Annotated in this window: 17 protein-coding genes; 3 read left to right on the forward strand and 14 right to left on the reverse strand. The window is 57.3% G+C overall.

Annotated elements, in window-relative coordinates:
• Positions 1–316: 316 nt before the first annotated feature.
• The 10 genes from XH96_RS31840 to XH96_RS31885 form a co-directional block, all read right to left on the reverse strand.
• Positions 317–1,558, reverse strand: coding sequence for a glutamine synthetase (locus tag XH96_RS31840; RefSeq protein ID WP_246789813.1), 1,242 nt, complete (start codon positions 1,556–1,558; stop codon positions 317–319).
• Between the two features lie 95 nt (positions 1,559–1,653).
• Positions 1,654–2,940: an ATP-grasp domain-containing protein gene (locus XH96_RS31845; protein ID WP_194389469.1), complete on the reverse strand. Its 1,287-nt coding sequence runs from the start codon at positions 2,938–2,940 to the stop codon at positions 1,654–1,656.
• Positions 2,937–3,839 carry a DMT family transporter gene (locus XH96_RS31850; protein WP_194389470.1) on the reverse strand — a complete coding sequence of 301 codons (903 nt, stop codon included), beginning with the start codon at positions 3,837–3,839 and terminating at the stop codon, positions 2,937–2,939. The genes XH96_RS31845 and XH96_RS31850 overlap by 4 nt, the downstream gene beginning before the upstream one ends.
• A 129-nt stretch (positions 3,840–3,968) precedes the next feature.
• The gene (locus tag XH96_RS31855) at positions 3,969–4,754 is read right to left on the reverse strand and encodes a gamma-glutamyl-gamma-aminobutyrate hydrolase family protein (RefSeq protein ID WP_246789814.1); all 786 of its coding nucleotides are present in this window, start codon (positions 4,752–4,754) and stop codon (positions 3,969–3,971) included.
• 29 nt (positions 4,755–4,783) lie between these two features.
• Complete coding sequence (rtxC, locus tag XH96_RS31860) at positions 4,784–5,842, reverse strand: dhydrorhizobitoxine desaturase (protein WP_194389472.1); 1,059 nt, start codon at positions 5,840–5,842, stop codon at positions 4,784–4,786.
• A gap of 31 nt (positions 5,843–5,873) precedes the next feature.
• Entirely contained in the window at positions 5,874–8,351 is a 2,478-nt protein-coding gene (locus tag XH96_RS39905) for a 2-aminoethylphosphonate--pyruvate transaminase (protein ID WP_194389473.1), read from the reverse strand.
• Between the two features lie 1,042 nt (positions 8,352–9,393).
• Positions 9,394–9,858: a hypothetical protein gene (locus tag XH96_RS31870; RefSeq protein ID WP_194389474.1), complete on the reverse strand. Its 465-nt coding sequence runs from the start codon at positions 9,856–9,858 to the stop codon at positions 9,394–9,396.
• Between the two features lie 451 nt (positions 9,859–10,309).
• Positions 10,310–12,193, reverse strand: a complete 1,884-nt coding sequence (cysN, locus tag XH96_RS31875; protein ID WP_194389475.1) for a sulfate adenylyltransferase subunit CysN — start codon at positions 12,191–12,193, stop codon at positions 10,310–10,312.
• Complete coding sequence (gene cysD / locus XH96_RS31880; protein WP_194389476.1) at positions 12,193–13,092, reverse strand: sulfate adenylyltransferase subunit CysD; 900 nt, start codon at positions 13,090–13,092, stop codon at positions 12,193–12,195. Before cysD ends, cysN begins: the two co-directional genes overlap by 1 nt.
• A gap of 273 nt (positions 13,093–13,365) precedes the next feature.
• On the reverse strand, positions 13,366–14,466 hold the full coding sequence (locus tag XH96_RS31885; RefSeq protein WP_194389477.1) for a sulfotransferase: 1,101 nt from the start codon (positions 14,464–14,466) through the stop codon (positions 13,366–13,368).
• A 3,286-nt stretch (positions 14,467–17,752) separates the two neighbouring features.
• Between XH96_RS31885 and XH96_RS31890 the strand changes: the two genes are divergently transcribed.
• Positions 17,753–20,200 carry an NEL-type E3 ubiquitin ligase domain-containing protein gene (locus tag XH96_RS31890; protein ID WP_246789815.1) on the forward strand — a complete coding sequence of 816 codons (2,448 nt, stop codon included), beginning with the start codon at positions 17,753–17,755 and terminating at the stop codon, positions 20,198–20,200.
• A gap of 157 nt (positions 20,201–20,357) precedes the next feature.
• Positions 20,358–20,525, forward strand: a complete 168-nt coding sequence (locus tag XH96_RS31895) for a hypothetical protein (protein WP_194394419.1) — start codon at positions 20,358–20,360, stop codon at positions 20,523–20,525.
• Between the two features lie 42 nt (positions 20,526–20,567).
• On the opposite strand, the gene XH96_RS31900 is transcribed toward XH96_RS31895, so the two are convergent.
• Positions 20,568–20,858 carry a hypothetical protein gene (locus XH96_RS31900; RefSeq protein ID WP_246789816.1) on the reverse strand — a complete coding sequence of 97 codons (291 nt, stop codon included), beginning with the start codon at positions 20,856–20,858 and terminating at the stop codon, positions 20,568–20,570.
• Between the two features lie 369 nt (positions 20,859–21,227).
• Between XH96_RS31900 and XH96_RS31905 the strand changes: the two genes are divergently transcribed.
• Positions 21,228–21,524, forward strand: coding sequence for a chorismate mutase (locus XH96_RS31905; RefSeq protein ID WP_194389478.1), 297 nt, complete (start codon positions 21,228–21,230; stop codon positions 21,522–21,524).
• Between the two features lie 880 nt (positions 21,525–22,404).
• Here XH96_RS31905 and XH96_RS31910 read toward each other — a convergent pair.
• The 3 genes from XH96_RS31910 to XH96_RS31920 form a co-directional block, all read right to left on the reverse strand.
• The gene (locus tag XH96_RS31910; RefSeq protein ID WP_080138904.1) at positions 22,405–22,590 is read right to left on the reverse strand and encodes a hypothetical protein; all 186 of its coding nucleotides are present in this window, start codon (positions 22,588–22,590) and stop codon (positions 22,405–22,407) included.
• Positions 22,591–23,253: 663 nt separating this feature from the next.
• On the reverse strand, positions 23,254–23,565 hold the full coding sequence (locus XH96_RS31915; protein WP_194389479.1) for a hypothetical protein: 312 nt from the start codon (positions 23,563–23,565) through the stop codon (positions 23,254–23,256).
• 1,356 nt (positions 23,566–24,921) lie between these two features.
• The gene (locus tag XH96_RS31920) at positions 24,922–25,149 is read right to left on the reverse strand and encodes a hypothetical protein (RefSeq protein WP_092219380.1); all 228 of its coding nucleotides are present in this window, start codon (positions 25,147–25,149) and stop codon (positions 24,922–24,924) included.
• Positions 25,150–25,743: the final 594 nt, after the last annotated feature.

The raw sequence follows: 25,743 nt of genomic DNA on the forward strand, positions 1-25,743 counted from the left end.
GGCAAGCGCGCGCACGCTCGACGGCTTGCGAGGGATAGCTGCCAACCGGGCGCATGCTTGAGCTCCAACATCTGCTTGCCGATGTAAAGCTTACGAGAAGGACCGGACGTTAGATATAATCTAGCATCCCAACGGAGCAATCGCGGTTGCTGCCACAGAGCAGATAACAGCAGACCTCCTCAACTTCCCGAGGTCCTCACTTAACGAGTAACGCACATTTGCTCTGTATAAAGTCCAACATCAGCAGAACAGGCAGCCGCAATAGTGTGGCCGGCAAGCCAGAGGAATGCAGTTCAGAACTGTCGAAGAGCTCAAGCTAAATGATCTCGAAGTATCTCCGACGTTCAAAGTCGGTGACCCGATGTTGAACGGCTTCCCACTCCCAACGGCGCGAGCAAGAAAACGCTTCAACAAACCTTTCTCCGAAGACATCACTTGCCGCCGCAGATTCTGCAAACCGAGAAGTTGCCTCTGATAGGCTTTGAGGCAGTCTCGCGGACGGCCGACACATTTCCGCGCTTGCATCACCGACGATCGAGGCCGGCAGTGCCGGACCTGTCTCGACACCCAATATTCCCGAACCAATCGCACTTGCGAGCGCGAGATATGGGTTCAGGTCTGCGCCAGGTAGCCTATACTCCAGGCGATGGGCAGATGGCTCTCCCGGAATGGCGCGAACTGCGCAGGAGCGGTTGTCAACTCCCCAGCTTGGACAGATTGGTGCCCAGCAGCCAGGTACCAATCTCTTGTAGCTGTTGAAGTTCGGCGCAGCGAGCACACAGAACTCATTCATGTATTCTAGTTGTCCGGAGATGAATTGCCTCATAAGCGTCGAGACGTTGCCGAACGCATCACTGTCGTAAAACGCATTCTGACCATCCGAGGACATCGAGATGTGAATATGCCCGGACTGGCCGGGCCATTCCTCGGAAACCTTGGCCATAAATGTAGCCATCATGCCTCGCGTTTGCGCCCAGGCCTTTATCATCGACTTGAATATGGTTGCTCGATCGGCAGCTTCCAGCGCATCACAATGACGAAGTGACGCTTCGACCACGCCGGGTCCCGTTTCAAAGTGCAGTCCGCTGAGAGGTATTCTAGCCTTCTCACAAAGCGCCAAGATCTCATCAAACAGCTCATGTTGCGCGACAGAGCGCGCAATCGAGTAGCCGAACGGGCCGCGAGTTAAAGGAGCCCACTCGCCGAACGGCTTTTCTTCAATCGTGTCTGCGCTCTCCTTAAACAGCATGAATTCAAACTCGAACCCGGCAGTGCAGTCGTATCCGTGTTCAGCAGCCCTTCGCAGGACCTTACGCAGAATACCGCGCGGGCAGATGTCCTCATGTGCGCCCGTGAACTCCGCGAGGTAGAGATATTGATCGCCAAGATGAGACACCGAACGGCCGGTGCCTGACAGAATACGAAGGTCAGCATCTCCGAACGCTGATAGCGGCTTTTGCGTGAAACTGGCCGGAATGACCCGGTCCGTACAATCCCACGCCAGCACCGCTTCAGAGAACTTGATAACTTTATCTCCATCCGAGAGATCTTCACCCAAGACGTGTTTGCCTCGCAGAACGCCATCGAAGTCGCTTGCGCCGACCATCGCCACGCGGGATGGATTCCCTCCGGTCAACCTGGGATCAGTTGGCATTAGTCGCGGTCCTGCATCACTAAATCGAACACCTGGTCCATCCGCATTGCTCGCAACTTGCGATAGTCACTCTCAAGCTGAGTCAAGTCGCTATTCACGAGATAAACGATGCCTGGTGTTGACGCCAAGTCGATCGTGGGAACTAGCTCTTGACCAATCGGAACGAATGCAATGGCATCCGCGAAACTTGGGAGCTTGCGGATTGCTTCGAGTCCCGGGTAGCCGGCAACGACACCGCCCATATCTGAGATCAGCGAGACGCAAAGTGCGTGAGCCTGCCGCTTGTAGGGCCCGCGCAGCCTCATATATTCACCAAAGCCGTTGGGATCTGCGTAGCGCCAGGCCGTCAGGGTCATATGGTTGTGCCCCAACGCCATTGTTCGTGCTTTTGCCGACATGGTCCCTTGAAGCCTCGCTCCGAAGTCCACCAGGACCGGTCCCCGATGATCGACGATGATCTCAGCATGAGCCGGTCCGTCGACGATCTGTAGTGCCTGCAACGCACGCCCCAAGTAGTCTGACAGTTCCTGAACGATTGGTTCGCTGCCCTCCAACAATCTCTCAAGTGAGCAGACCGATGATGCCCCCTCAATTGGAACCGTGTCATATGTCCAGGCCTCCGTAACGAAGGCTTCCCCGTCCATCGATACGGCATTGACCGTGTATTGCTGGCCATTTATTTTTTCTTGCCCAAGGGCAAAACGATTCAATGCTCCGACACGGTTCGTCTTCCCGACAATTGCGCTAAGAGCCCGCTGAATATCAGCATCTGTCGAGCAAAAGAATACATCCTCGGTACCCGTACTGTTCAGAGGCTTGATCACGATCTGATCGAACTTCGCTTCGCGCTTCCAGCTCGCGATCTCTACAGGACTGTCGGACACGATTTGTCTGATCGATCGCACGCCTGCGGAGGTGAGCGCGCAAGACAATCGCGCTTTGTCACGCCGAGCAGCGGATAGCGCGGTCCCATTTGATGGTAAGCCCAGCCGCTCCGACAAAGAATCGGCGAGTTCAACTCCGGTCTCGCAGCCCGCGATAACGAACTCCAATTCCCGGCCATGGAGAGCCTGAAGATGATATTCAACGATGTCGTCGTACCCCATGCGCTCCCTGGGGCGAATGACTTCACCATACAGATCCGCATTGAAATGCGATTGGAATATGGGCGGAATCTGTGCAGCCGACATCACATGCACCGTTCCAATTCCATAGCGCTTGAACTCTTCCGGTAGGTATCGGCCGGTAGAGTAGGCGTCTACGATTACACAATTCCGTTCTTTCATGCGGATCTCCGATACTGCAAGTAGATGTTGCCGACAGCAACAGCCGTAATGAGAACATTTCCAACGAACGTGTGTGACGAAGGCACGATGCGAGAATCGAAGTACTGGAACAGGAAGGTGATGATAGGGGCGGTGGACAGGACCATGTTGACGGTGAAGGGCTCTACGTGCCGAATGCCCTGCTGGATCAAGAGCAAAGGAATAAGGATCGTCGACAGCCCAATTGCGGCGATCGCAAACCAATGCTGCGAGATCTCAGGCAAGATAGATGAATGATCGACTAGTCCCAGCAGCAAGAGAATCGTTCCATAAAATCGATGCGCCAGGACTTGTCGGCCGGAAAGCCCACGATCGAAGAGCAGTTTGACAAGTATATTTGTAAGGGCCAGCGATAGGCCGGCCACGATGGCCAAGACGATGCCAAAGGACGATCGAGCCCCCCACTCCACGCCTGCGTTGCCGCTGGCCGAGATCCAAATCATGTAAGTTCCGATCGTTGCGATCGTGACGCTCACGACAATATCAGCTGCTGGAGGGGCACCCTGGCGCCTGATCAGTGCATTCAACCACGCTGTTGCGGTGGGCCCCAGCGCCACCATGAAGGCGACGACGATCGCGGGTTCTGCGTATTTCAATCCGATAAATAAGCCGATCCAGCTGATTGCTGTCACGACATTGAGCGCGACAAAGACCAGGAGCGACCATTTCGTCACCGTTGCCCCGCCTCCCCCGTGGCGAGCCAGGAGATTGAACATCAGACAAACCACAGCGAAGGACAGCAGGAGCGCGACGAACACATCCGCTTGCTGAAAATACGACGCCGCATAAACCTCGCCTGCCGCGCTCAGGACGACGTAAAGCGTTACAAAGAGAACTCCCAGAGCGAAGCGATTCGCCAATCGTCCAGTCTTCCTGTGCCCGCGAGGCGACGCACGGCCCTCGCAGGACCCGACGCGTGCGTTGGCTCCGAGGAAATGTCCTTTCGACGTGCACGGACCACGTTTGGTTCGAAATGTCACAATCCGCCTCTAGTTCTTTTTCGTTCGGTAGTATCCAACACACGCCTCTCCAAATGCCTTGAACAGTTGCTTGCTGAGGAGATCGGTTGAGACGTGCCATTCGGGGTGCCATTGCACACCGATTTGCAGGGTCGGGGCGCCAATCACCGAAGCCGCCTCGACTAAGCCGTCAGCCGCCCACGCCTCCCGCCTCAGCGCCGGCGCAAGCGCCTCGATGCCTTGATTGTGCAGCGAGTTGACTTGCGCTTCGATCGCCCGCGCGATAGGAAAGAGCGCGCCATCGGAACATATGCTGACGCTGTGCGCGGCGTCGTACTGACGGTCTCTTGAACGATCTGGCTTCTCGGCATGCATCGCGCCACTTTCCGGCCTCCACTCCGCAAGCGATGAGCGAAGCGTGCCGCCGAAATAGACGTTGAGTTCCTGAAGCCCACGGCAGATGCCCAGAATTGGCATTCCGAGCGCGATGGCGCTCTCTATAGTTACGGCAGAGAGCCTGTCCCGCGGACGGTCAAGGATCCCAACCTCAACGTCTTGCCGGTCGTCCTCCGCCAAGGACGCAGGCGCTCTCAGGACGGCGGGGTCGATGTTCGATTCATCACCTGTCAACACCAAGCCGTCGAGCCGGCGCATGATCGCCGGGGCGACCTCCTCCCTCGCATCTTCGGCGTCCACCGTCGGCAATATGACGCAAGCCACTCCCGCATGACGATGAAGTGCCTGCAAGTACTTGCGCCGCAACCAGTCGCGATGCACACCATCGACCAGAAGACGGTTCGAAGTGACGCCGACCACGGCTCGGGTGCTCTCCGGCCCTAGCAACGTCACGCGACCTGCCCTCGCGCGCGAATCTCGGCAACGGACTGCTCATACAAGCGTCGATTTCGCTCCTTCAACTGAGCTATGACACTAGGTTGATCCTGAGGCCCCTTGACAAAGAGCCCGCCCCAGGTCGCTGCAACCTTCGCATAGTTCGGATCCTGCATTCGGATTTTTTGAGCTTTGCGCAGCAACCAAAACGGGATACCCGGCGAAAGGTGATGCTCAAGGTGGTACTCATCCAAATTCTGCCCGAGGATGGCCCGCTCGAGGAAATTTCCTTTCCGATTCCGGGTGAGATAGACGTTCTGCGTCTCGGTTTCGCACATAGGTGAGTGCTCAGCGAGCTCGATGAACCATCCGAGGACCTGAAACGTGGTGAGATAGGGCACGATCCAGAACAGGACGACGATATGGAGCAGCCCAATAGCATATGACCCGGCCAGGATGCTGATCCAGAAGAGATAGAAGCCATACTTGTCGACAAGTATGGCTGAGCGGCTCTGATCCTCGACATCTGTGACCGAAAATCGATTCGTCCAAAGGTACTTCAGATACGCCACTGTCGCGCCGCCGAAGATCGGCTTCCAGATCATGTTGAAAGCGTACCGCTCCGGAGGCTGCACCTCGTAAACGCCGCTGGCCAGGAAGAACTTCAGGTCGGGGTCCTTGTCCGGGTCTCCAAGATAGGGGTGATGCAAATAGACGTGCGAAATCCGGTAGGCCCAGTGGCGCTGGAACAAGGGATAGGAAGCGAACAGAATGCCCAGGACGTAGTTCCAGGTCGTGTTCTTCGCGAGCGTGCGGTGAGCCGCATCATGAGCGATGGTTGTCAATCCGCGCTGATAGGCACCAATTAGAAGGACGGCCAGCGGGTAGAGCCACCATGAGACCCACACAGTCGCGAGCGTGCACGCAGTGATGATAGCGTAATCTTTGGCAATATACGCGGCTCCCGTTATGTTGTCGGGCCTCAGCTCAGAGAGCTGCCTATTGATCTCTCGGCTGAATTGAACGGCCTCATAACGTGATGACCTCAATTTCCAAGCGTCTGCCTGATTCATGAGAACCTCCTCCTGATCGCCTTGCAGGTTGTCAGATTGCGGAAAGCGCCTTGTCCAGATCGCGCAGGATGTCGTTGACATCTTCGATGCCGACGCAAAGCCGGATCGAGCCGCCAAATATGCCGGCGGCTTCGCGCTTTTCCCGCGGGACGGTGGTGTGGGTCGTCGAGACAGGATGGGTCACCAGCGTGCGGGCATCGCCTACATTCGAAACGTGATACATCAAGTCGACGTTCTGGATGAACTTGCGCCCGGCTTGCTCGTCCTCCACTTCGAACATGACCATCGCCCCGTGGCCGTATGCAGCACTCAGTGTCTGTTCGACGATTTCCCGATCGGCGCCTTCAAAGAGCCCCGGGTAGAAGACACGGCGTACTTTTGGATGCTTCTTGAGAACGTCGGCCACGATCCTGGCATTCGCGCAGTGCTGCTTCATGCGAAGTGGCAGCGTTTCAAGCCCTTGTATCAGTTGAAAGCTCGCAAACGGAGCGATGGCCGCGCCGGTATCGCGCAACCATGTCATGCGAGCCTTGAGAAGAAACTCGCTCTTTCCTAGATCGTCGACATCGCGCACCGCGTTATGCCAAACAATTCCGCCATGCGCATCGTCGGGACGGTTGAACAAGGGAAAGCGAGAGGCTCCCCGGTAGCTAAACTCGCCGTTGTCAACGATCAGTCCACCGAGCGTCGTGCCATGGCCGCATATATATTTCGTTGCGGAGTACGTCGTAATGGCAGCGCCGAGATCCGACGGCCGGCATACCAGTGGCGTCGTCGTATTGTCTACGACCAAAGGCACGCCGTACTTTCGGCCGATCTCGGCCAGCTGTTTGACGGGGAGCGGAATCAGACAAGGATTCGAAATCACCTCTCCGAACAGGCATATCGTGCGATCATCAATGGCACGTTCAAACGTCTCTGGCCTTCGAGGATCGGCCGTCCTCACGCTGATCCCAAGACGCTTTAAGGTGTTGTGAAGCAGGTTCCAGGTATTGCCATATAGATACGGAGAGGCGACGACATTGTCTCCCACTTCGCCACTTGACAGGTTGACGATAGCAAGGAACGTCGCTGCTTGACCTGACGCAACGGCGAGCGCGTCCTTTCCCATATCGACGGCGGCGTAGCGCCTTTCCAGCGCGCGCGTCGTTGGATTGATAATCCTTGTGTAGGTGAACCCATCGGCCTTGACATTGTAGACGTCGGCAATGTGGTTTAGATCGCCATCGAGTTCATAAGCCGTATTCTGGTAAATCGGCACTGCGACGGCTTTCGTTGCTACGTCCCGCCGATAGCCCGCATGCAGAACAGCAGTCTCGGCCGAAAACGGCAGTTGCCGGTCCCCAGCCGCTCGCGCCGGCATCGTTACTCGAGCCCCGCACGACTCTTGGGCCGACATCGGCGCCGCTGACCGAGCCTGACCGGACCGGAAATATGTACGAAAAGCGCAGCCTAACTGCTCGATCCAGCTGGATTGGATTTCCCCAATACAACCGACGCGGAAGCTGCGCGTCGCAACATGCAGCTTCGAGTAGATGTAAAGGTTGTGGGCCGCCAAGTGGCGATACAGCCCATCGAATCCTGCTTGGTCCACGATTCCGGATGGCGCACTGAACGCGACGCAGACCGGCGACTGCAACTCCGTGGACAGCAGCGGAGACACCACACCTTCGAGTTCTTTGACGAGATCGCCCCTGACCTTCTCATACCTGCAGCGCCTGGCATCAATGCCCTCCTCGTGCAGAATCTCCAGGGCCCTGGTCGTTGCCTGAACGATGTGTGTGGGAGGGGTCGATCGCCATTCACCCGTGCACTCGAGCGAGAGCCATTGATCTCTCACGTCGAGCACAAACGACCTCGGTTCTTGAACCGCATTCTCCAGCAGCTCGCGAGACGCGATGACAAACGCTACTCCCGGCGGCCCCTCTATGCACTTGTTGCTCGAGGTGACCAGGACGTCAGGTCCACTCTGGCGCAGATCAATATTAAGGGCGCCGAAAGAACTCATCCCATCGATAATGGTCTTTACGCCACGTCGCCTCGCCTCCTCCACGATCGCGTCCAGCGGATTGACGATTCCGGTTGTCGTCTCACAATGCACGAAACACAGGTGCGTAACGCCAGGATTTCGGCTCAGATGCTCGCCAATTTCTTGCGGATCCAAAGGATCGGTCGCTCGCTTGACAAGCCTCAGTGCTTCGACGCCCCACAGCCGCAAAATCTGCAAAATGCGCTCGCCATAGATGCCGTTTATGCAAACGAGCGGCCTGTCCGCTCGGGACACAAATGAAGAGAGAGCGGCCTCCATTGCAAAAGAGCCGCCTCCCTGAATAGGCACCACCGAATAGTCTTCAGCGTCTCCCAGCAAGCTGAGCATCAGCCGCCTCATGCAGGCGGTCACTTCCTTGAACTCGCAATCGCGCGACGCGAGATCAAGCAGCATCCGGCTTTTGACTGCCAGCGATAACGACAATGGACCAGGCGTCAGCAAAGAGCGCTGTCTTGTCAAACCATTCCTCCTCAAGTTGTATTGGTCAATGGATCTGGAGTATGCCCGCCCCACCAGGGAGACCCTGTGGCGAGCGTCGACTTCTTCGGTCAAACGCCGTAGATCGCGGCCGCGTTTCGGATCGGCCTCCGAAAAGCCTGCCGCATGACAAACCTCCATATCTCATCACAGATGCACGGCGATCTTTGCAAAGCTCTCCTCACCGATAACCATTCAAACCTCCAAGAATTTGGCTCCGCGCCCACGCCCTCGAAACGCAATTGGCGCCGACGCGCGCTCTTATCCAGCCGTCACGCATGCGCAGATTTGAGCGCGGCTGCCTTCTTGCGTCACGAAGCGGCAGGTTGGCCGACCGACTTACGTGTGAACCTGCGCCATTCAGGCAAACTTGACGTTAGAAAACAATGCAGTCGGATCATCGCGCCCGGATGCAGATCAAGGCATGGCACACTTGATCATCGTCGTTCGCAGCGGGAGTCTGATGCATGGGCTCAAGACTTGGTGCATTCACACTCCGTCGCTCGTTGGAGGGTTTGTGACGCCGATGGCCGTCGTCGTCCATTTCGAGATCGTACAACTTGACGTTAGGGGCGTTTCAACCCTCTCGCGGGATTTTCTCGCGTGAATTTTTCCTGACGTACTCCCATCTGGCGGCGACAAGCCGACGTAGGCAGCAGGGTGCGGAGATTCACAGCGAGCTACAGTGAGAGTTCGACATCAGGGCCGTCGGCATTCCGCCTGCAAGCGCGGTACCTGCAGGTAAGTGATGGCCCAATCTTCCGTTCAGGTACGATCCTGTCATACCCCCAGATGGAGGTACCGAGCTTCTCCGCCGTGCAGGCGAGATCCTCCTGGATGCTGGTGCCTGGAAAATGTACGCGCTCGTCGCACATGACTGCCGGTATCACGTCGTTGCGCTTCAATGGAGCGGCCTTCGTCGAGTCCGGCTAATTGGGGGCCTTGGATCGCTGGCCGTTTAGCAGATCAGTTCGAAACCTTTCGGCGAGTCGCCGTGAAGCAGAACATGTCGTCCTGCTTAGGACTACGTCGAGCCGACTCCAGGTGATGGCACGTGTCCCTCTCTGCGAGCAATCGCTAGGCTGGCAGCATCGAGGCGATCTGGTTGGACGGATCGCACCTCCGAGCCGTCCTGCTCGCGTTGGCTCCTCTGCAGCGCCTGCTCGTTGATGGCGAGCTTGCGTTCGCGGTGTACCGCGCGGTCGAACAGGTTGACGGTGGACCAGAGCGGATCATCAAGACATCGTCCTTGTCGCTTGTCATGGATGAACTTCCTTGCCTTTTCGGCCGCGCCCATCGCCGGCTTCATGGCAGGATGGCTAAGGATCGCGGCTGCTTTGTCTTGCGATGCGAAGGCGCGGCGCGTACGCGGGCCGCATCGGTCGACGAGCGGCGGGCCAAAAGGAAGCAAGCTTCCCGAAAGCTGGCAGGTCGCGACAGGAGAGAGTCGGGGTCGACGGCTAAGTTCGGATTCAATATACTCAAGCAAGCGCCCGCTCGCTGGATGCGGCCAGGCCCAGAAAACCGGGGCCCCACCCTCATACTGCTGCGCGAAAGATCGAAGCCGGCCGAGACGCTGCCTGGCTTGGCCAAATGGGAGCGCGGCGTCGCTGGCCGCACGCATAGGAAGAAACGCTAAGCGAAACTCAACCGACTGGGAGTCGGAATTCCTCTCTGGCCTTTGTCATCGTCGTAGATTCTCATCTGGAGCATGGAAGGCACTTCTTGATCTCCTCCGCTCCCGCCCATGCTCAATCTCTGCTCGCGTACTCGGTCTCGAATTGCCCGTCACTGCGAGCACGTAACCGGAAGCGGGCACTCGAGGAGTAGATGCGACAATTTTGTTCCTTTGGAGCGAAAAGTCCGATCGCGGGCCAGCCCGAGCCGAATCGTCTTTGGCCGGGCCCGCAGGATGTTCGATGGTGCGATGCGAGGGACATCTAACCATTAAGAATTGAGCGCGCCATCAAGACATCCACCACCGCTTCCGCTGAATGCTCTAGGGTCTGCTCCATGGTCCTCAGATGAATCTCCGGTGTTGTTGGTGCTTCGTAGCACGAATCGATCCCGGTGAAGTTCTTGATCTGGCCGGATTTCACTTTTGAATACAGGCCTTTTGGATCTCGCCGAGCGCATTCCTCGATCGGCGTATCGACGAAGACTTCTATGAACTCATCCTTGCCAACCAGGCCGCGCACCCTATCCCGTTCGGCCCTAGAGGGCGAGATGAAGGAGCAGATCACGATCAAGCCGCTGTCCGCCATCAACTTGGCAACTTCACCGACGCGCCGAATGTTCTCCACGCGGTCCGTCTCCGAGAAGCCGAGGTCCGCGTTTAAACCGTGCCGGAGGTTGTCGCCATCCAGCAGCATAGTATGCCGCGACATGCCACACAGCTTTTGATCAACCAGGTTGGCAATCGTCGTCTTTCCCGCGCCAGACAGGCCAGTGAACCAGATGACGCAAGGCTTCTGATTCTTGAGCGCGGCGCGCTCCCTCCTGTCCACGGATAGCGCTTGCCTAACTATATTGGTGTCCCGCCGTAGCGGAAAGGCGATCATGCCGGCCCCGACCGTACGATTCGTGTAACGATCGATGAAGATAAATGATCCGGTCTTTCGATTGAGCTCGTAAGGATCGAATACTGCGGGCATTGCGGTCGCAACATCGCAGAAGCCGATCTCGTTTAGGGAAAGCATCCCGGCGGCCAGATGCTCACAAGTGTTGACGTCGATCCGATGTCTAATTGCGGTAATGCTGCCGATAATCGTCTGCGATCCAATCCGCAGGACGTAATTGCGTCCGGGAGCGAGCGGCTCGTTGTCCATCCAGATCACATAAGCGGCGAACTGGTCGGCGACCTTCGGTCGGTCGTCCGGCCGCGACAGAATGTCGCCACGGCCGACATCGATTTCATCTTCCAGTGTAATGGTAACCGCATCGCCGGCTTCGGCGCCGACAAGGTCGCCATCGTGGGTCACGATCCGCTTGATGCGCGTGGTCCGTCCCGACGCGGCGACAACGATCTCGTCTCCTGCCGAGATCCTCCCGGAAGCCACCGTCCCGGCATAGCCCCGAAAATCCGGGTTTGGGCGGTTCACCCATTGGACCGGAAAGCGGAAAGCCTGGCCTGCGGTGCCGGACGGGATATCAATGCTCTCCAAATACTCGAGCAGGCAGGGACCATCGTACCAGTTGGCATGAGCGGAGCGATCCACAACGTTGTCGCCGTAGCGAGCCGAGATCGGGACCGGAACGATCGAGGTGAAGCCGAGATCGGCGGCAAAGGCCAGATAGTCACGGGCGATCCGATCGAAGCACTCTTTGTTGTATGCGACAAGATCGATCTTGTTCACTGCCAGGACGACATGACGAATACCGAGCAGCGAACAGATAAAGGAGTGGCGGCGGGTCTGAACCATCACGCCTTTGCGGGCATCGATCAGGATGATGGCGAGCTGGGCATGGGAGGCGCCGGTAGCCATATTGCGGGTATACTGCTCGTGGCCGGGAGCGTCGGCCACCATGAAGGAGCGCCGCGGCGTCGTGAAGAAGCGGTAGGCGACGTCGATCGTGATGCCCTGCTCCCGTTCGGCCTCGAGCCCGTCCACGAGTAACGCGAAATCGATGTCATTTCCGGCGCTACCGTGCTTGATGCTGTCGCGTTTCAGCACCGTGAGCTGATCGTGGTAGATCATCTTGCTGTCGTGCAGTAACCGGCCGATCAGCGTCGATTTGCCGTCGTCCACCGAGCCACAAGTGATGAATCGCAGCTGATCCTTTGTCCTGGCCGGGACCGCTTCCGTTGCCGGCTTTACAAACATCAAAAGTAACCTTCCCTCTTCTTCTTCTCCATTGAAGCGGCTTCATCGACATCAATTAGGCGTCCCTGGCGCTCCGACACAGTCGCAGTCCGCATTTCTGCGACGATGTCTTCAATCGCCATCGCGTTGGATTCAATAGCCCCGCTCAAAGGATAACATCCAAGCGTGCGAAAGCGGATCATCCGCATTTCCGGCGTCTCGCCGCGGTTAAGCGGCAATCGCTTGTCCTCGATCATGATCGTCGCACCATTTCGACGTACTGTGGGCCTTAGTTTGGCGAAGTAGAGCGGAACGACCGGAATCTTCTCGAGCATGATGTATTCCCAGACATCGAGCTCGGTCCAGTTTGACATCGCAAACACGCGCATGGTTTCACCCTGGCGTATCCGTGTGTTGAACAGGTTCCAAAGCTCCGGCCGCTGGTTACGGGGGTCCCATCCGTGTCCGGCCGAACGGAAGGAGAGTATCCGTTCTTTTGCGCGACTCTTTTCCTCATCGCGCCGGGCGCCGCCAAACGCGGCATCAAATCCGTGGAGGTCGAGGGCCTGCTTCAGCGCGTCTGTCTTCATCACCTGGGTATGAAGCGCGGAGCCGGATTCGATCGGATTGATCCCGCGCGCGATGCCCTCCTTGTTGATATGGACAATCAAGTCGAGGCCGAGCCGCTTGGCTGTCGCGTCTCGAAAGCTGATCATCTCACGGAATTTCCAGGTCGTGTCGACGTGAAGCAAGGGGAAGGGCAATTTTGCCGGATAGAACGCCTTGATCGCAATGTGCAGCATCACGCTTGAGTCTTTTCCGATCGAGTAAAGCATGACCGGCCGTTTGAACCCGGCGACCACATCACGCATGATTTCAATCGATTCAGCTTCGAGTCGGCGCAGATGTTTCGGCAGCATATATCTTCTTTTCGATGCAGGATCTCTGTTCTTCGCCGTTCAGCTCCGGCCCAGAGTGGAGAATATGCGCGGAGGAAACGGCCGGCCAAGCGGCCGGCTCGTCCATGAGGTCGAGCTCCATTGGACAGCAGACTTGCAGACGCGGCAGCATCTCGTATTCCTCCGCTGGTGCGGCGGCGCCGGCCTCACACCTGATCGGGAGATCAGCTCGTGCGGGTTAAGGATCTTGGCTAAATCAACCAACGTGTTTTGATCGCAAGCATTCAGATCGCCCTAGGAGTTATTGAGGATCCGCTCAAGCCGCTCGACTTCGCCTCGCAACATCTGGATAGCCGCGTCGCGGTTCTCCGAAACGTTCCAAGCAGTATGGACCGGCTCTCCAGCGTGAGAGGGACCGGATAATGCTCCGGCCTTGGTACTTCGCAAATCCCACCAGGTTCGGAATATGCGACGATAGAGTTCGGTTACCTCACTTCCCCTATCCAGCACTCCGGCTTTCTGTGCACGCACCAGTTCCTGCTCATATCCGAGTTCTAGCAAAAGCTCAGCGCCGACCAAATCAGTCACGGTTTGCATCTCTTCGACGCTCAATTGAGATTGCCATGATTTGACAGAGCTTTCGTCGACGGCCTTTCGTTCCAGGATATTTCGATCCCCAAAGCTGCTGGATCGAAGATAATCTGCTTGTCTCATCCCAGCCGATGCGACGGCCGCTGGGTCACAGCCGAGCCCCTTCAACAGACGCCGGATTTCCTCGTCCGGATGCGCCACGAGCAGCTCGTATTGCACGAACTGTGTCTGCGGGCGAGAGCGGTGCGCGGCGAGCTTGGGAAGGCCCAGAACCAAATCGGCGAGTGAAGTTATGATGACGTCGGGCAGACGGAGCATCAGATCGGTGAGACTGGATACGCTAACCGAATGCGGGCTTTCTGTCCGCAGTGGGACGCCCCACGTCGATTTCAGGGAAGCGGCGATGGCATAGGGATTGCGCATCAGAAGGATGTGTGGCGCTTCTGGATAGACAGATTCAACAAACTCAAGCACGGTCCAATACCGCGGTGTCTTGTCTATGATGATGCGCTTGCCCGCGTCCACCAGATACTGATCATATGCTGCATCGGCATAAGCGCGGCTGGCGATCGTGCGATCTATCCGCCCCAGAAACTCCGAGGTCGCGGTCTTGATCAGTGAGCTGCCCGCCGGATGGCGCTGGTCCACCTTGCCAAATGCTTCAAGCGCCAGCATCAACCAGGGTTCAGGCGGAGCCACAATGTCTGGATGGTGCTGGAGCAAATGCGCCAGGAGTGTCGTCCCGGATCGTGGAAGACCAAGAAGAAAGCACACCGCAGGCGAACGGCCGAAACGTCCGCTCATTGTTCAGACCCTCGTGCCTGAAAAGCAAACTCTGCCGGCGCTCGCTCGATTGAGCGAAACAAGCCAGCCGGGGGATCACATGGACAGCCGCTCCCGTGCAAAGTATCAAAACAAGACTTTTGTGTAGCACTCATGAGTTTAGTCCGTTCGGTTCGATTGATCGGCGGGATCACCAAAAGATAACTGCAATCGCCCCCTCGATTGCTCGACAGTTAAAACGACGTCAAGCGGCAGCTCAATCAAACGAACATCGATTGCGGATATGGGAAGGTTGGAAAGAACTATACGGACGTTTGCCGAAGACCGCCGCCGCTACAGGAAGGCTATTACGTGTAGTCATAAGTCGCCGTTGCTGGGGCATTGAAGCCGTAAATGCGACATGCACCTCGCTGAATATTCGGCATACCGGCGAGCGCGGCAAAGAAGCAGCCCACATCGCGGACATCTCACTTGGCGACGCGCAGCTATCTTGTCAGCGTGCATCGATCCTAACGCAACTTTGCCATGCATACTGCCGTTGGTCCAAGACACTGAGCCATAGCTCCGGCCAACCTGTTGTTCGCAAGCCCATCCGTCCGAACTATACCAAGTGTTTGATTTACCTGCTCTTACGGCACTGCCGCCCCCTAATCGGCGCTAAGGACGGTTGTAAAGGACGGAACCCGGCTTAAGATGGCTGATCCAGCAAGCGCGCTTGGCCGCATCTATACTGACGGAAACGAGATTGTCCGGCCGATCACATGGGAGGACCATTGTGTTGGGCATCACTGGCCCATGGTGGACGATCCTGATGGCGGTGACCTATTTGGGCAGAGAAAAAGGGTTGTACCGGCCAATCTGGTGTCACGATTGATGCACGTCGCCCCTTCCTTCGTGACGACCCACTCAAAGTTGCTAGAGAAAAACGGTTGCTGCGGCATAAGTCCTCCGCAAACGATGACCGGATCCTGCAGATGTCGCTGATGGCCAAAACGCGCAAGCATCTCGCGACTTTGGCGCCACGACAGACAGCGCAGGATGAGCTCACTTTTGATGAAAGCGGCATTGACCGATCAAGCGAGTTCATTGCCAAGGCTGCTACAATGAGACATCGCCTGGAATGGGCCCGCTCTGGCATTCAGAAGACCAAACGCACGATTGTCAGAGATGGACTCGCTAACCATAAGTCTCCCATTCTTCGAATATGTCTTGAAGCAGCGCGGTCGAAGGTGGTTGTGGTCCGTTCACAACGCCGACGGCGCGCAGGTGATGACGGGTTCAGGACGTAACCGCTCCGCCGCCATCTACCAAGGTAACAGAGCGCTTTTTCAATTGCTGCTGAGCGCGCCATATCGCCTCGGAGCTCGAGCTATCCGACAGGCTCGGCGAGGTCGTCTTACGCCCAAACTTTAGCCGCGCGCCTACGACGCAGCTTTCGATTACCCACATTTCCAGCAGCTTCGATTCTTTAAGCCACGCACTTAGCAAGTCGTGCAACCCGCTCCAGGGCAGATTTCCTTAGCTCTGTAGTCAGAACTTTAGGGGCTTTCAAGGATGAGAGCGGCGTCTCCGGGATCAATTTCGTATATCATCTTCAAGGTCGCAGCGAGATCGGTATCACCCCGCCTCGGCGGACGCTCAGGAATGTCAGTGGACGCAATCGGATCAGACTGCGCATCAACCAGCAACAGCGACCAGTGACTGCCGCGCTGATCTCTATCCGTATTGCTGGCATTGCTTACCATCCGCCTTGAGCCACCGCGCGTGAAATTCGTCCATCATCTTCAAGGCAGTCAGGAGGTTTTTATTGTTCGGAAACAGCTCTGCAGCGCGCTTGATGCGTGAACGCTAACATGCAAGGGGCCCCAATTGCGCCAGCAGAAGAACGGTTATGATCGCGGCGTCTTTGTCGTAGACGAGAATAGTAAGGTCCGCCCAGACATCGCCGCAAAACGACTTCTCAAAATCGATCAGGCCTGAGGCGGATACGCCGGATGCTATTTGATGAGGGCATCGACTTTCGGCCGCAATGCATCATCGAGCCGCCTGTAAGCGATTGCGGCAACTCCATGTCGCCCATATCCCGCCAGGCGTAAGCGGGACTGGCCAGCCCCATGAGGACGAAAACAATACCCGGGAACGCGCATGGCTTGGCTCCCCTTCCGCACAGCAATGGCTGGAAATAAAACCTCTCAAATCAGTCCGTGCTTCGTGCCGACGGGATCACTGCCTTGACGGAGACCAAACTGGCATTGATTCCTCAGAAAGGCACAAAGGTCTCTGACAGGCGATTTGGGACTTCAACGGGAATGACCATCGCCACGTGGGTCTGCTGTTTGCCCGCTCGAGGCAGCGAGCAACGCTTCTACAGCGCTGAAGGCAACAAAGTGGCCGGCGTGATCAATTGTACGGTCTACAAGGGTTTGCGAAAACTCCGACCTTTAAGAGCGACCGCGAAGGTCACATTTTCTTCGACAACTCCGTGCTAACCATCGTCTGATTGTCCCGGCCGGATGTACGCTGTGGCATGACGGGAGCCCCGGCTTTCATGCCGGGGTTTTTCGTTTCCATCGCGAGAAGTCCGCCGATTCACTTTGCGGAAGAGCGCCTTTCCGTATTTGCGCAAGAACAGGGCAGTGGCGGCCTCACAGCCTTCGTATGCCAACTTCCAATCCCAGCCTCCCCGGCGGGGGCCACCGCATGCGCGTGACAAATTGCAGTTTTGCGCAATGTCTACTTCCCTGGTGCTGTCGTGAGAGCGACCGGCATAGCCACCTTGCACCTCCCTAACCGTCACCCCGCGAGCATGGGCACGATGAGCGGATAACGTCCTGTTACCTGATCTTCTCCAGCCGTTGGTTGCCAGAGCGCATCAGGTGATTTTCGAGGTGAGACGATGGACTTCGGCCCGCCTCCGATGAACATACTGGCGCAGCAATCGGTCCACCAGTCACCTAAAAGAAGGTGCGCAGCGTGGCGTCAAGTTAAGGTGATATTTGCTGTCCGACCCAGCTGCGCAGTGATCGGATTGCGGGATGCACGGCGGGAGATGCAATTTTCTGACTTGCTCTCGCGGAGTATGAGCACGTCTTCCGTCGAGATCACGCCGGCAAGGCTCAAGTCTGCGTAGCAGACATACGCAAGCTGTCACTGCAATGATCCATCCAGCAATAAGTGTTCCACGAAGGCTTACGGGACAGTTACGATCACTCTGATCCCTCGTCAGCTTCTAGAAAGCTAAGCCTCTTAGCGTGAACGTACTTATCCAGACCGGCGTTAGCTGCTCAGATCTGACTAGGAGAGTGGGATGGATGCGTTTAATAATCTCAACCCATTCGAGACCCGTGTCGATCAGACGTACTACGATCGGCGGCAACAGCAGCAGGCCGACCAAGCCGGGTTTCAGCAGCACGTGAATGATTTGCGTCTTCACGGTCGCCTGCCTCCCAATCCAATTAGCCTCGGCGAGCCGCCCTGTGTTGCTTCGAACAGAGGTGCGGATCGTTTGGGAATGCCGCACGAGGATGTAGTCCGACAGGGCACCTCGCGGTCGCCGTCGGATTCGTTCGCCTGCTCTGAACGAGACGATCAGCATGTGCTTTTTCCGGTCGCGGATCGCGACGGGCAGTTGTCGGATGGCAACTTCAGTCTGACAGATGATTGGCACGCCATGGATTCAGCTGCCGATTGGCCACCGTATAGTGTCGATCAGGAGGAGCATTCGTGGGCCGAGGCCGGTGATGTAGCGCCGGAGTCGTCAACATTCGCCGCGAATCGTTCCGAGCAAAATTTGGGGGCATCGATTCTGGGCCGACAGCCCCGGCCGGGCGATGGCAATACCTCTAGACTGACCCCGGCCGCAGCGCAGTGGACCATAGCCTTGCAAACGGGGGCTCCGAGGCGCGCAAGCGGTCAGACGCATGAAGAACCTGTCTTCAGCGAGTCGCGGCTTAACCAGATCCTGGATGGTTGGGCCGAAGAGGAAGGGCAGTCGCAAGACGAGAACCGCAAAGAGGCTGTAAGACGAATAAAAGCCTGGAGTGAGGCAGGCGACGTCTATGCAGGGCTGGAGCTCTTAAATCTATCCCTGACGACACTGCCAGCCGCCCTTCCGCCTGGGCTTCAGTCGCTCAACGTGAGCGACAACGAGCTGGTGCACCTGCCTGACGCCCTCCCGTCTGGACTGCGGGCGCTCGGCGCCAGCGGCAACCGGTTGACCCGCCTGCCCGACACACTCCCTAACGGGCTTCAGTCACTTGCCATCGGGGGCAACCGGCTGACCAGTCTGCCTGAAAACCTTCCAGAGGGGCTTTTGACGCTCGCGGTCGGCAGTAGCCGCTTGACCAGCCTGCCAGATACCCTGCCGGATGGGCTGCAGGACCTCGACGTCCGTGGCAACCGGTTGACCAGACTGCCCGACGCCCTCCCCATCGGACTTCAGTCACTTGCCGTCGGCGGCAATCGGTTGACCAGCCTTCCCAACACACTCCCGCCTGAAATCCAAGAGCTCGAAGCCGATGGCAACCGGCTGACCAGCCTTCCCGACACACTCCCCGTCGAACTGCAGGTGCTCTTTGCGCGCGACAACCAGCTGGACAGTTTGCCCGAGACCCTCCCCCCCGACCTTCAGAGACTTCACGTCGGCGGCAACCGGCTGACCAGCTTACCCGACAATCTCCCCGTCGAACTGCAGGTGCTCGAGGCACGCAATAATCGGCTGAGCAGCTTGCCGCAGGCGCTGCTAACCCGGCTAGGTTTTGGGTGCATGGTTTATTTGGAGAATAATCCGCTGCCCGAGCGGGTGCGTACGAATTTGGCGGAAGCCCTCAATTCCCCGGGCTATGACGGCCCGCGGGTCTTCTTCTCGATGGGCGAGGGACCGGCGGTGGATCAGGAACGGTCGCTCGCCGAGGTGGTAGCGGACTGGATGGACGGGGAGCCGAAGGTGATCGACGCCTGGCAAAACTTCGCCGGCGAAGCGGGGGCGCCGGAATACGCGCTCTTCCTCGATAGGCTACGGAACACCGTAAATTATGATAATCCTTATCTCCGGGAGGCCGTCGCCGAGGATCTGCAGCAGGCTGCGATCAGACCGCACTTGCGCGAGCAGTATTTTCAGTTGGCTTTCGGGGCGAGCGAGAGCTGCCAGGATCGCATCACTCTGACCTGGAACAGCATGCAGACCGCACGCCTGAACGCTGATGTCGAGGACGGGGCCTATGACAATCGGCTCGGCGAGCTCATCCAGAAGGCCCGGGTCTTGTTCCGCCTGGGCGCACTCGAGCCGATTGCCCGTCAGAAGGTCAACTCACTCCAGTTCGTCGATGAGATCGAGGTCTATCTCGCCTATCAGGTCAAGCTACGTGACCGGCTGGACCTGCAGCTCATCGCTCCGGACATGCGGTTCTATGACATCTCGTACGTCACTGAGCATGACCTCACCGCAGCCGAGACGCAGGTGCGGAATGAGGAGGCGGCGGGGTTCGCCGATTTTATGGCAACTCGCTGGCAGCCCTGGGAAACGGTGGTGAGCCGGATTGCCCCCGACGCCCATGCAGAGATGCAGAACCGGCTCGCCGAGGCGATGGACGGGGAGTTTCCGAGCCGGCTCGAGCAGCGACTCGCCGACCATCACCTGACCGGAAACAGCGACGCCGAGTTGCAGTTCGGAGCCAAGATCCGCGACGAGATCGCCCGCGAGATCAAGGGCGCACTGATGCGGCAGGTGCTCGCGGATCATGCGCTTGAGCTGTGAAGCGGCCGTCCACTCGGCGAGGATTCCGGCGCGCCGAACGGGCTGTTCGTTGAACGTTATGCCGGCAGGATTAGGCACGTGGCAGTCACGAGGCGCGCAGAGGAGCTTCGACGACCGCTTGACGAGGAGCCCGCAGAGGAGCTTCAGGAATGGCGAGATGGATCACTTCACCTCGTCGGCTTTCGCGCAAGCCGAATTGCATTCAGAGCAGTTCTCTCAAGGAGAGCTTCGGCGAGTGCTGGATCATCTGGATGATGAAGCCGTGCCGTCGGCGGACCTCCGTCGCTTCAGAGGAGCTTCAGCGTCTGGAAAAACAATCGCATGATGAGCTTCACGGACTAGGAGACAATCATCCTGCTGCGTCGGTTTAGCGCTGTAACCGGCGACGGTCGCCGGTGCGACGTAAAAGATGATGACCAAAGAGTCGGAGCCAAGTCCATGTCACGAGGGCGAGCGCGAGCTGGCCGATGCTGAACGTCACGGCGCCAGCGACGAGGGCGACAGCGATGCCGCCCAGAGCGCCGGCTCCCGTGTGGAAGGCCCAAAGACCAACCGTTACGCCGGCGAAGATGGGCAACGCGAAGACTGCAAGCATGAAGAGCAGCCACGCGAAAAAGCCTATGACGAGGAAGACGAGCAGTGGTGCGAAGGTGATCATGGCGGTGGGCTCCGTGAGTCATAGGTCTGACGGTTGCGCCTTTCACCACCACGGCGCGAGCGTGAGTATAACCGCAAATAGAAGCCGTCGGGAATGGCATCCGTCGGATGTTCTGCGACGCCTGCAAAGCGATGCACCCGATCCGATGACGTGGCCTTCTCGCGTCATTGGCCTTCCGATGTCAGAACCCTGTTAATCGGCTCGGATCCAGAAATCACGTCCACTGGCTAAGGTGCTTGCATAAAACTCTTGAGCGGGCCCATAAGGCGTCAACGTTAGCTCGCACTCGAGGTCTGACTCAAGAACAGTAGTACAGAGACTCGTTATGAAGCCCGAAAAACATCGTGCGCATCGAAGGGACCTGAGACGTTGGAAGCTCCACCCGAATTGAATGCTCTTCGGAGCAGCATCGACAATCTGGACGCCGCCCTGATTCACATTCTCGCGGAACGCTTTAGGTGCACTCGAGAGGTGGGAAAACTAAAGGCTCGATTGCAAATTCCTGCTGCCGATCCAGGTCGGGAGGAGAGACAGACAGCAAGACTGCGTGCGCTCGCACAGGCCGCCAACTTTGACCCAGACTTTGCTGAGAAGTTCCTGGCCTTCATCATAACAGAAGTGATCCGGCATCATGATCTTGCTCGTGAAGAGATCGGTAAAGTGTAGAATTGCCTCGTTCAGCATGCGACGCGCGGTCCGTAAAGCTTGACAAGCAAATCCTGCTTCGAAGGATGCGCTGCTACTACGCGGATGTGGACGACTATCCTTGCGTTGCGGGCGACTCGGTTTTCCTCTCCGCATACTCGGCCAGAGTTGAACCGGCGTCGGATCGACGCTTGGACGTTCTGCGGTAAGGTTCATGTGGGGGATCAAAGCGGTGCGCGGGTTAGTCTCACTAGCTCGCCGCAGAAGCATTGCGTCAATGCCTTCCGGCAGCAGTCTCGGCAACGGAGCGCCAGATCGGTGTTCCAAGCCGGCAAGTCTCGCGGGAGGCGCCAAGCCTCATCGTCGGCAGAGGCCTAAAGAAGGTCGAACGTCGGCCCAGTCAATTGATGAAGGCGCCGCAACGCCGCTCAGTGGCGCGCCGGGTAAAGCGATCAGCCAATGAGTTCGGCCCAGCACCAAGACTGTCTCGCCGAATCTGAAAAAGCTGCTGGCCGAACGGATGTTAGATTCGGACCTAGGAGTTCGTTTAAGACTGGTTAGATTCTCGGAAGCTAACGCGCCTAGAACTGGGCGCTTTGGCCCCATCGCCCGCGTCCGGAGACGAGCGTTTCGGGGTTTCATCTTCGAGACAGGCCTATGGGCTAAGAGTATCTCTTCACTCGCGATCATACATCGCTAGCGGCCGTCGAAAGCGCCTTCCAAAAAACTTGATCAAAGATGAGGACGCGTGGGGGCCCGTTCCGCGACGTTGAAGGCCATCCAGCACGTACGTGAAAAACTCTCTCAGCGCGGATCGGCAAAGCTAATTTGCGACGAAGTTTCTACGACCAAAGAGGGCGGCCCGCAAGCCGCCCTACCGCCATTAGCCAATTGCTCAAAATTACCGCTGATGTCCGAGTCCAATTCCGAGATTTAAGGCCTTCTGGCGCAGCGCGCCGGCGCTGCGTTTGGTCATTTTTGCTAACTTTATGACCGGGGTCCGAGCCTTCGAATGAACTTTGAGCTCTTTGATATCTGCCTTCGTCCACTCGCGCCGCTTGACGCGTTTCTTTGTTGCTTTTTTCACGATGAATGCTCCTTCTGAGAAGAGCGCTTGTAACATAGTTTTTTCGCAGCGACGACCGTAAAAAAAGAACAGTCATCGGAACTCGCGCCAGGTATTAGCTCGGTCATGCTTTCGGAAGACAACGTCTGGACTAGTGCAGCTGTGGAATTGTAAACTTCGTACAGACGCTGTGTAGAGAGGCTTCGTTACAATTGAATGCTCAATCCACGCCTTTCTATTCGAAACTAAGCACGTAGACTAACATGTTCTGGAATGAGCAAGCCAATCGCGATGAACCTGAACAGCTGCATCTCGGGGAGGTTCGTGATTTGTATTAAGCCTAGAGTGATCAAACATCGAGGCCCTGAGAACATCGGGGCGGTCTCTTGCTATGGTCACCTTATGACGATTAGCGCGCTTTATCTAAACGCCAGAGCTCCCTTGGGGCGTGCGCGAATACTAGATCGGTCGGGTCTTCGTGTCGGCCCTTCGGGCTCGGCTCAACGCGTTGGAGTGCACGAAGACATCAGCTCCTCCATTCCGTAGGTTGGATGAAGCCAGTGGCCATCAGCAAGGGATTGAGCGGCAAGCCGTCACGCCGATAGCCCTTGCGCGTGCTCAATCGCTTGCCGGGGAGCGCTTTCTGCGCGCGCTGGTTCGTAGCTGCGAAGACACCGGGGGCGGCTACCCATCTTCGCGCTCTTGCGCGATCTCCCGCTTAACCTGACCCTGCATAGCACCCACATCCACCAATTCGAGCATTTCAAGAGTCTTCCTTCCCTCGTCGGTGATAATCCAGCACCCGGCCTCTCGCTCGATCAGCCTTTGGCCAAAAATATCGAGTTGGGGCGCTCGGCTCGCGATACGCTTCATACGCGCCGGCCACTCTGGGCCGCTGCTGTAATAAATGGCCAAATGCTGTTTAACGACTTCGATGCTCGCCCGTCCGTGTGCCTGGCCGGCAAGTATCTTCAGTATGGACAGCTGAAAACTCACGCGCGCACGCCATCGAGTCGGGGAAAAGTCCATAATACTTATCGGAGGGAAGCCGCAGCGCCGTGCGCGGCTTTTCAAAAGAAACCTTGCGCCATAAGCCTAATGAAGCAGAATACCCGCCTGCCGTCGACGCGGTAAACAAGGTTCTCGACGGGATCGGCGAGATCCTTCCAGAAGTGTTTTGAAGAATGGGTCAGCGGAGATAGCCGCGTTGGCTACGCGTCTGACGAGGTCTCGACTGCCGTCTTCGACCGATTCGAGATCAGACTACGTCGGTGGTAACCGCGCTGTTGCACATCTTGGCGAATAACATCGCTCACTGAACGCACCGCCCGCTTCTTTCGCTTCCAACTGCCGGCCAACCCCGTAGGGATCGCAAACCCTCGCGGAACGACCAAAAGATCGCGTCTTCCGTTCACATAAATATCGAACATGTCGTCCCTCGGTTGACACCAGCGTAGATTGCCGGTTCATACGTTTGGTGACATCGAAGCAACAGTTGCGCTTAAAGAACTACGCGAGTTGTCTCCTGATTTCGCCCGCACTTGAGAGTGCACGGCGCAATCTCGCTTCTCCTCCACGTGCTCCCGGTTGCCGAGAATGCAGGAGCCTTCGCGCGCGCCTTATTGTCGCTAACAGATTCCCCTTATGTGGGCGTCGTTGCAATAAGCGTTGCAGGCGACCTCGGATCGATAACGAGCCGGTGAACTGAATTGTCCTTTGGACAGAGGCCTGATCTGTGATGCGAGGGACTTTTGCCGCTCGGACGAATTCGATTGAGCATTTGTCTGCCGTGGCAATTCTCTTTCGTTCTGAGTTTATCCCTGATCGCGCGATCGAATCGTACTCGGATGCTGATGTTACAATGTACGTGAGGACTGTCGTGGGTCCGATGGTGCCGACGGACGCGAACGTGTTCACGTCCCAACTTACCGCCCGTTCATAGCGGTGATTGAGGATGACGGCTGCGCTGGCAAGCTGGCGGCGAAAGTGAGCAATACGCAGAAGGTAAACGCCGGATCGTATTCCCATCGCCGCCAGAAACAGCGAGTACAGACACAAGAGCTGTCGTGGATTTCGAGGCGGCAATGAGGCTTGTCCTGTGTCGACTCAGGGGCATTGATGTGTGCAGATTGGCTAACCACGCAGACCCTTTGAGACAGCCATGGCTGCCAGAGGCAGACTTGTTCTTGTCACGAATCAAACAAGACCGATTTGTGGGAGCGGATCCTTTGATCCGGATGGCCCTGCCGGTATGACGCTTTCGCTGTGGTCGACGCGACCCTGTCCGGGACAACGCTTAGATTACAGATGGACCCACAATCCAATTCGCAGACTCCCTCCGCCAAAGTCAAGCTAACCAGCCCATGCCGGCGGCAATGCAGTCGGGGTTCGGAGCTCTATCACATCGGCGAAGACGGTCCAATCGCGAACACTCTTTTGCTTGCAGAAATCACTCTCCGCCTGCTGTGCAGCAGCGCACAGCGAGGTGGCATTAACCTTGAACGTCGCCTGACAGGCACGATGTTCGTGCCCGGTATCGTCAGAAACGATCTTGATGAACCGAACATCAAATGAAATCATGGCATCCTCTTCTTGTGGGTTTGCTTATCCACCATTCTGCCATTCGCTCCACAAGTGTATTTGATCTGCCTCAAGCGGCATCCCCAACCGGTTGTCCGGTCCTCCATCGAGATAGTTCGAAGCTTTGGTAGCGCGTCTCGCGCGCTCCTGTTGTCGCGCAGACCACGCGGCCACTACTTTTCCAGCTTGGCGGATCGCACTCTGTTTTGCGAAGAGGGATAACGCCTTCTGGTCTGCTCATGCCCTCGACTTGACAAAATTGAACGACCGATGACTCGAGGAACGTCTGAAGAGACGCGCCGTCATGCCCGAGATGCCGGCTATTGATCTCTATCGATCCATACCCAACCCCTGGCAATATTGAGAGGCCGCTAACTTTACACGCGATACTTGGTGGTCCCACGAGACATTGCCGCAAACACCAGGTCGTCGCGCCAATCGCCGAGCAAAGCCATTTCCGAGGCGCGCCGGCGGCCGAGACAATCGATGGCGAGACCTATGCGCACGTGATCGTGGGCCAAGATAAGGCAAACTGCCCCTGCGGCCGCGACAGCACAGCCGATGATCACGCTTGTCGCAGCCAACGTTTCGATG

Source organism: Bradyrhizobium sp. CCBAU 51765, assembly GCF_015291725.1.
GTDB classification, from domain to species: Bacteria; Pseudomonadota; Alphaproteobacteria; order Rhizobiales; family Xanthobacteraceae; genus Bradyrhizobium; species Bradyrhizobium liaoningense.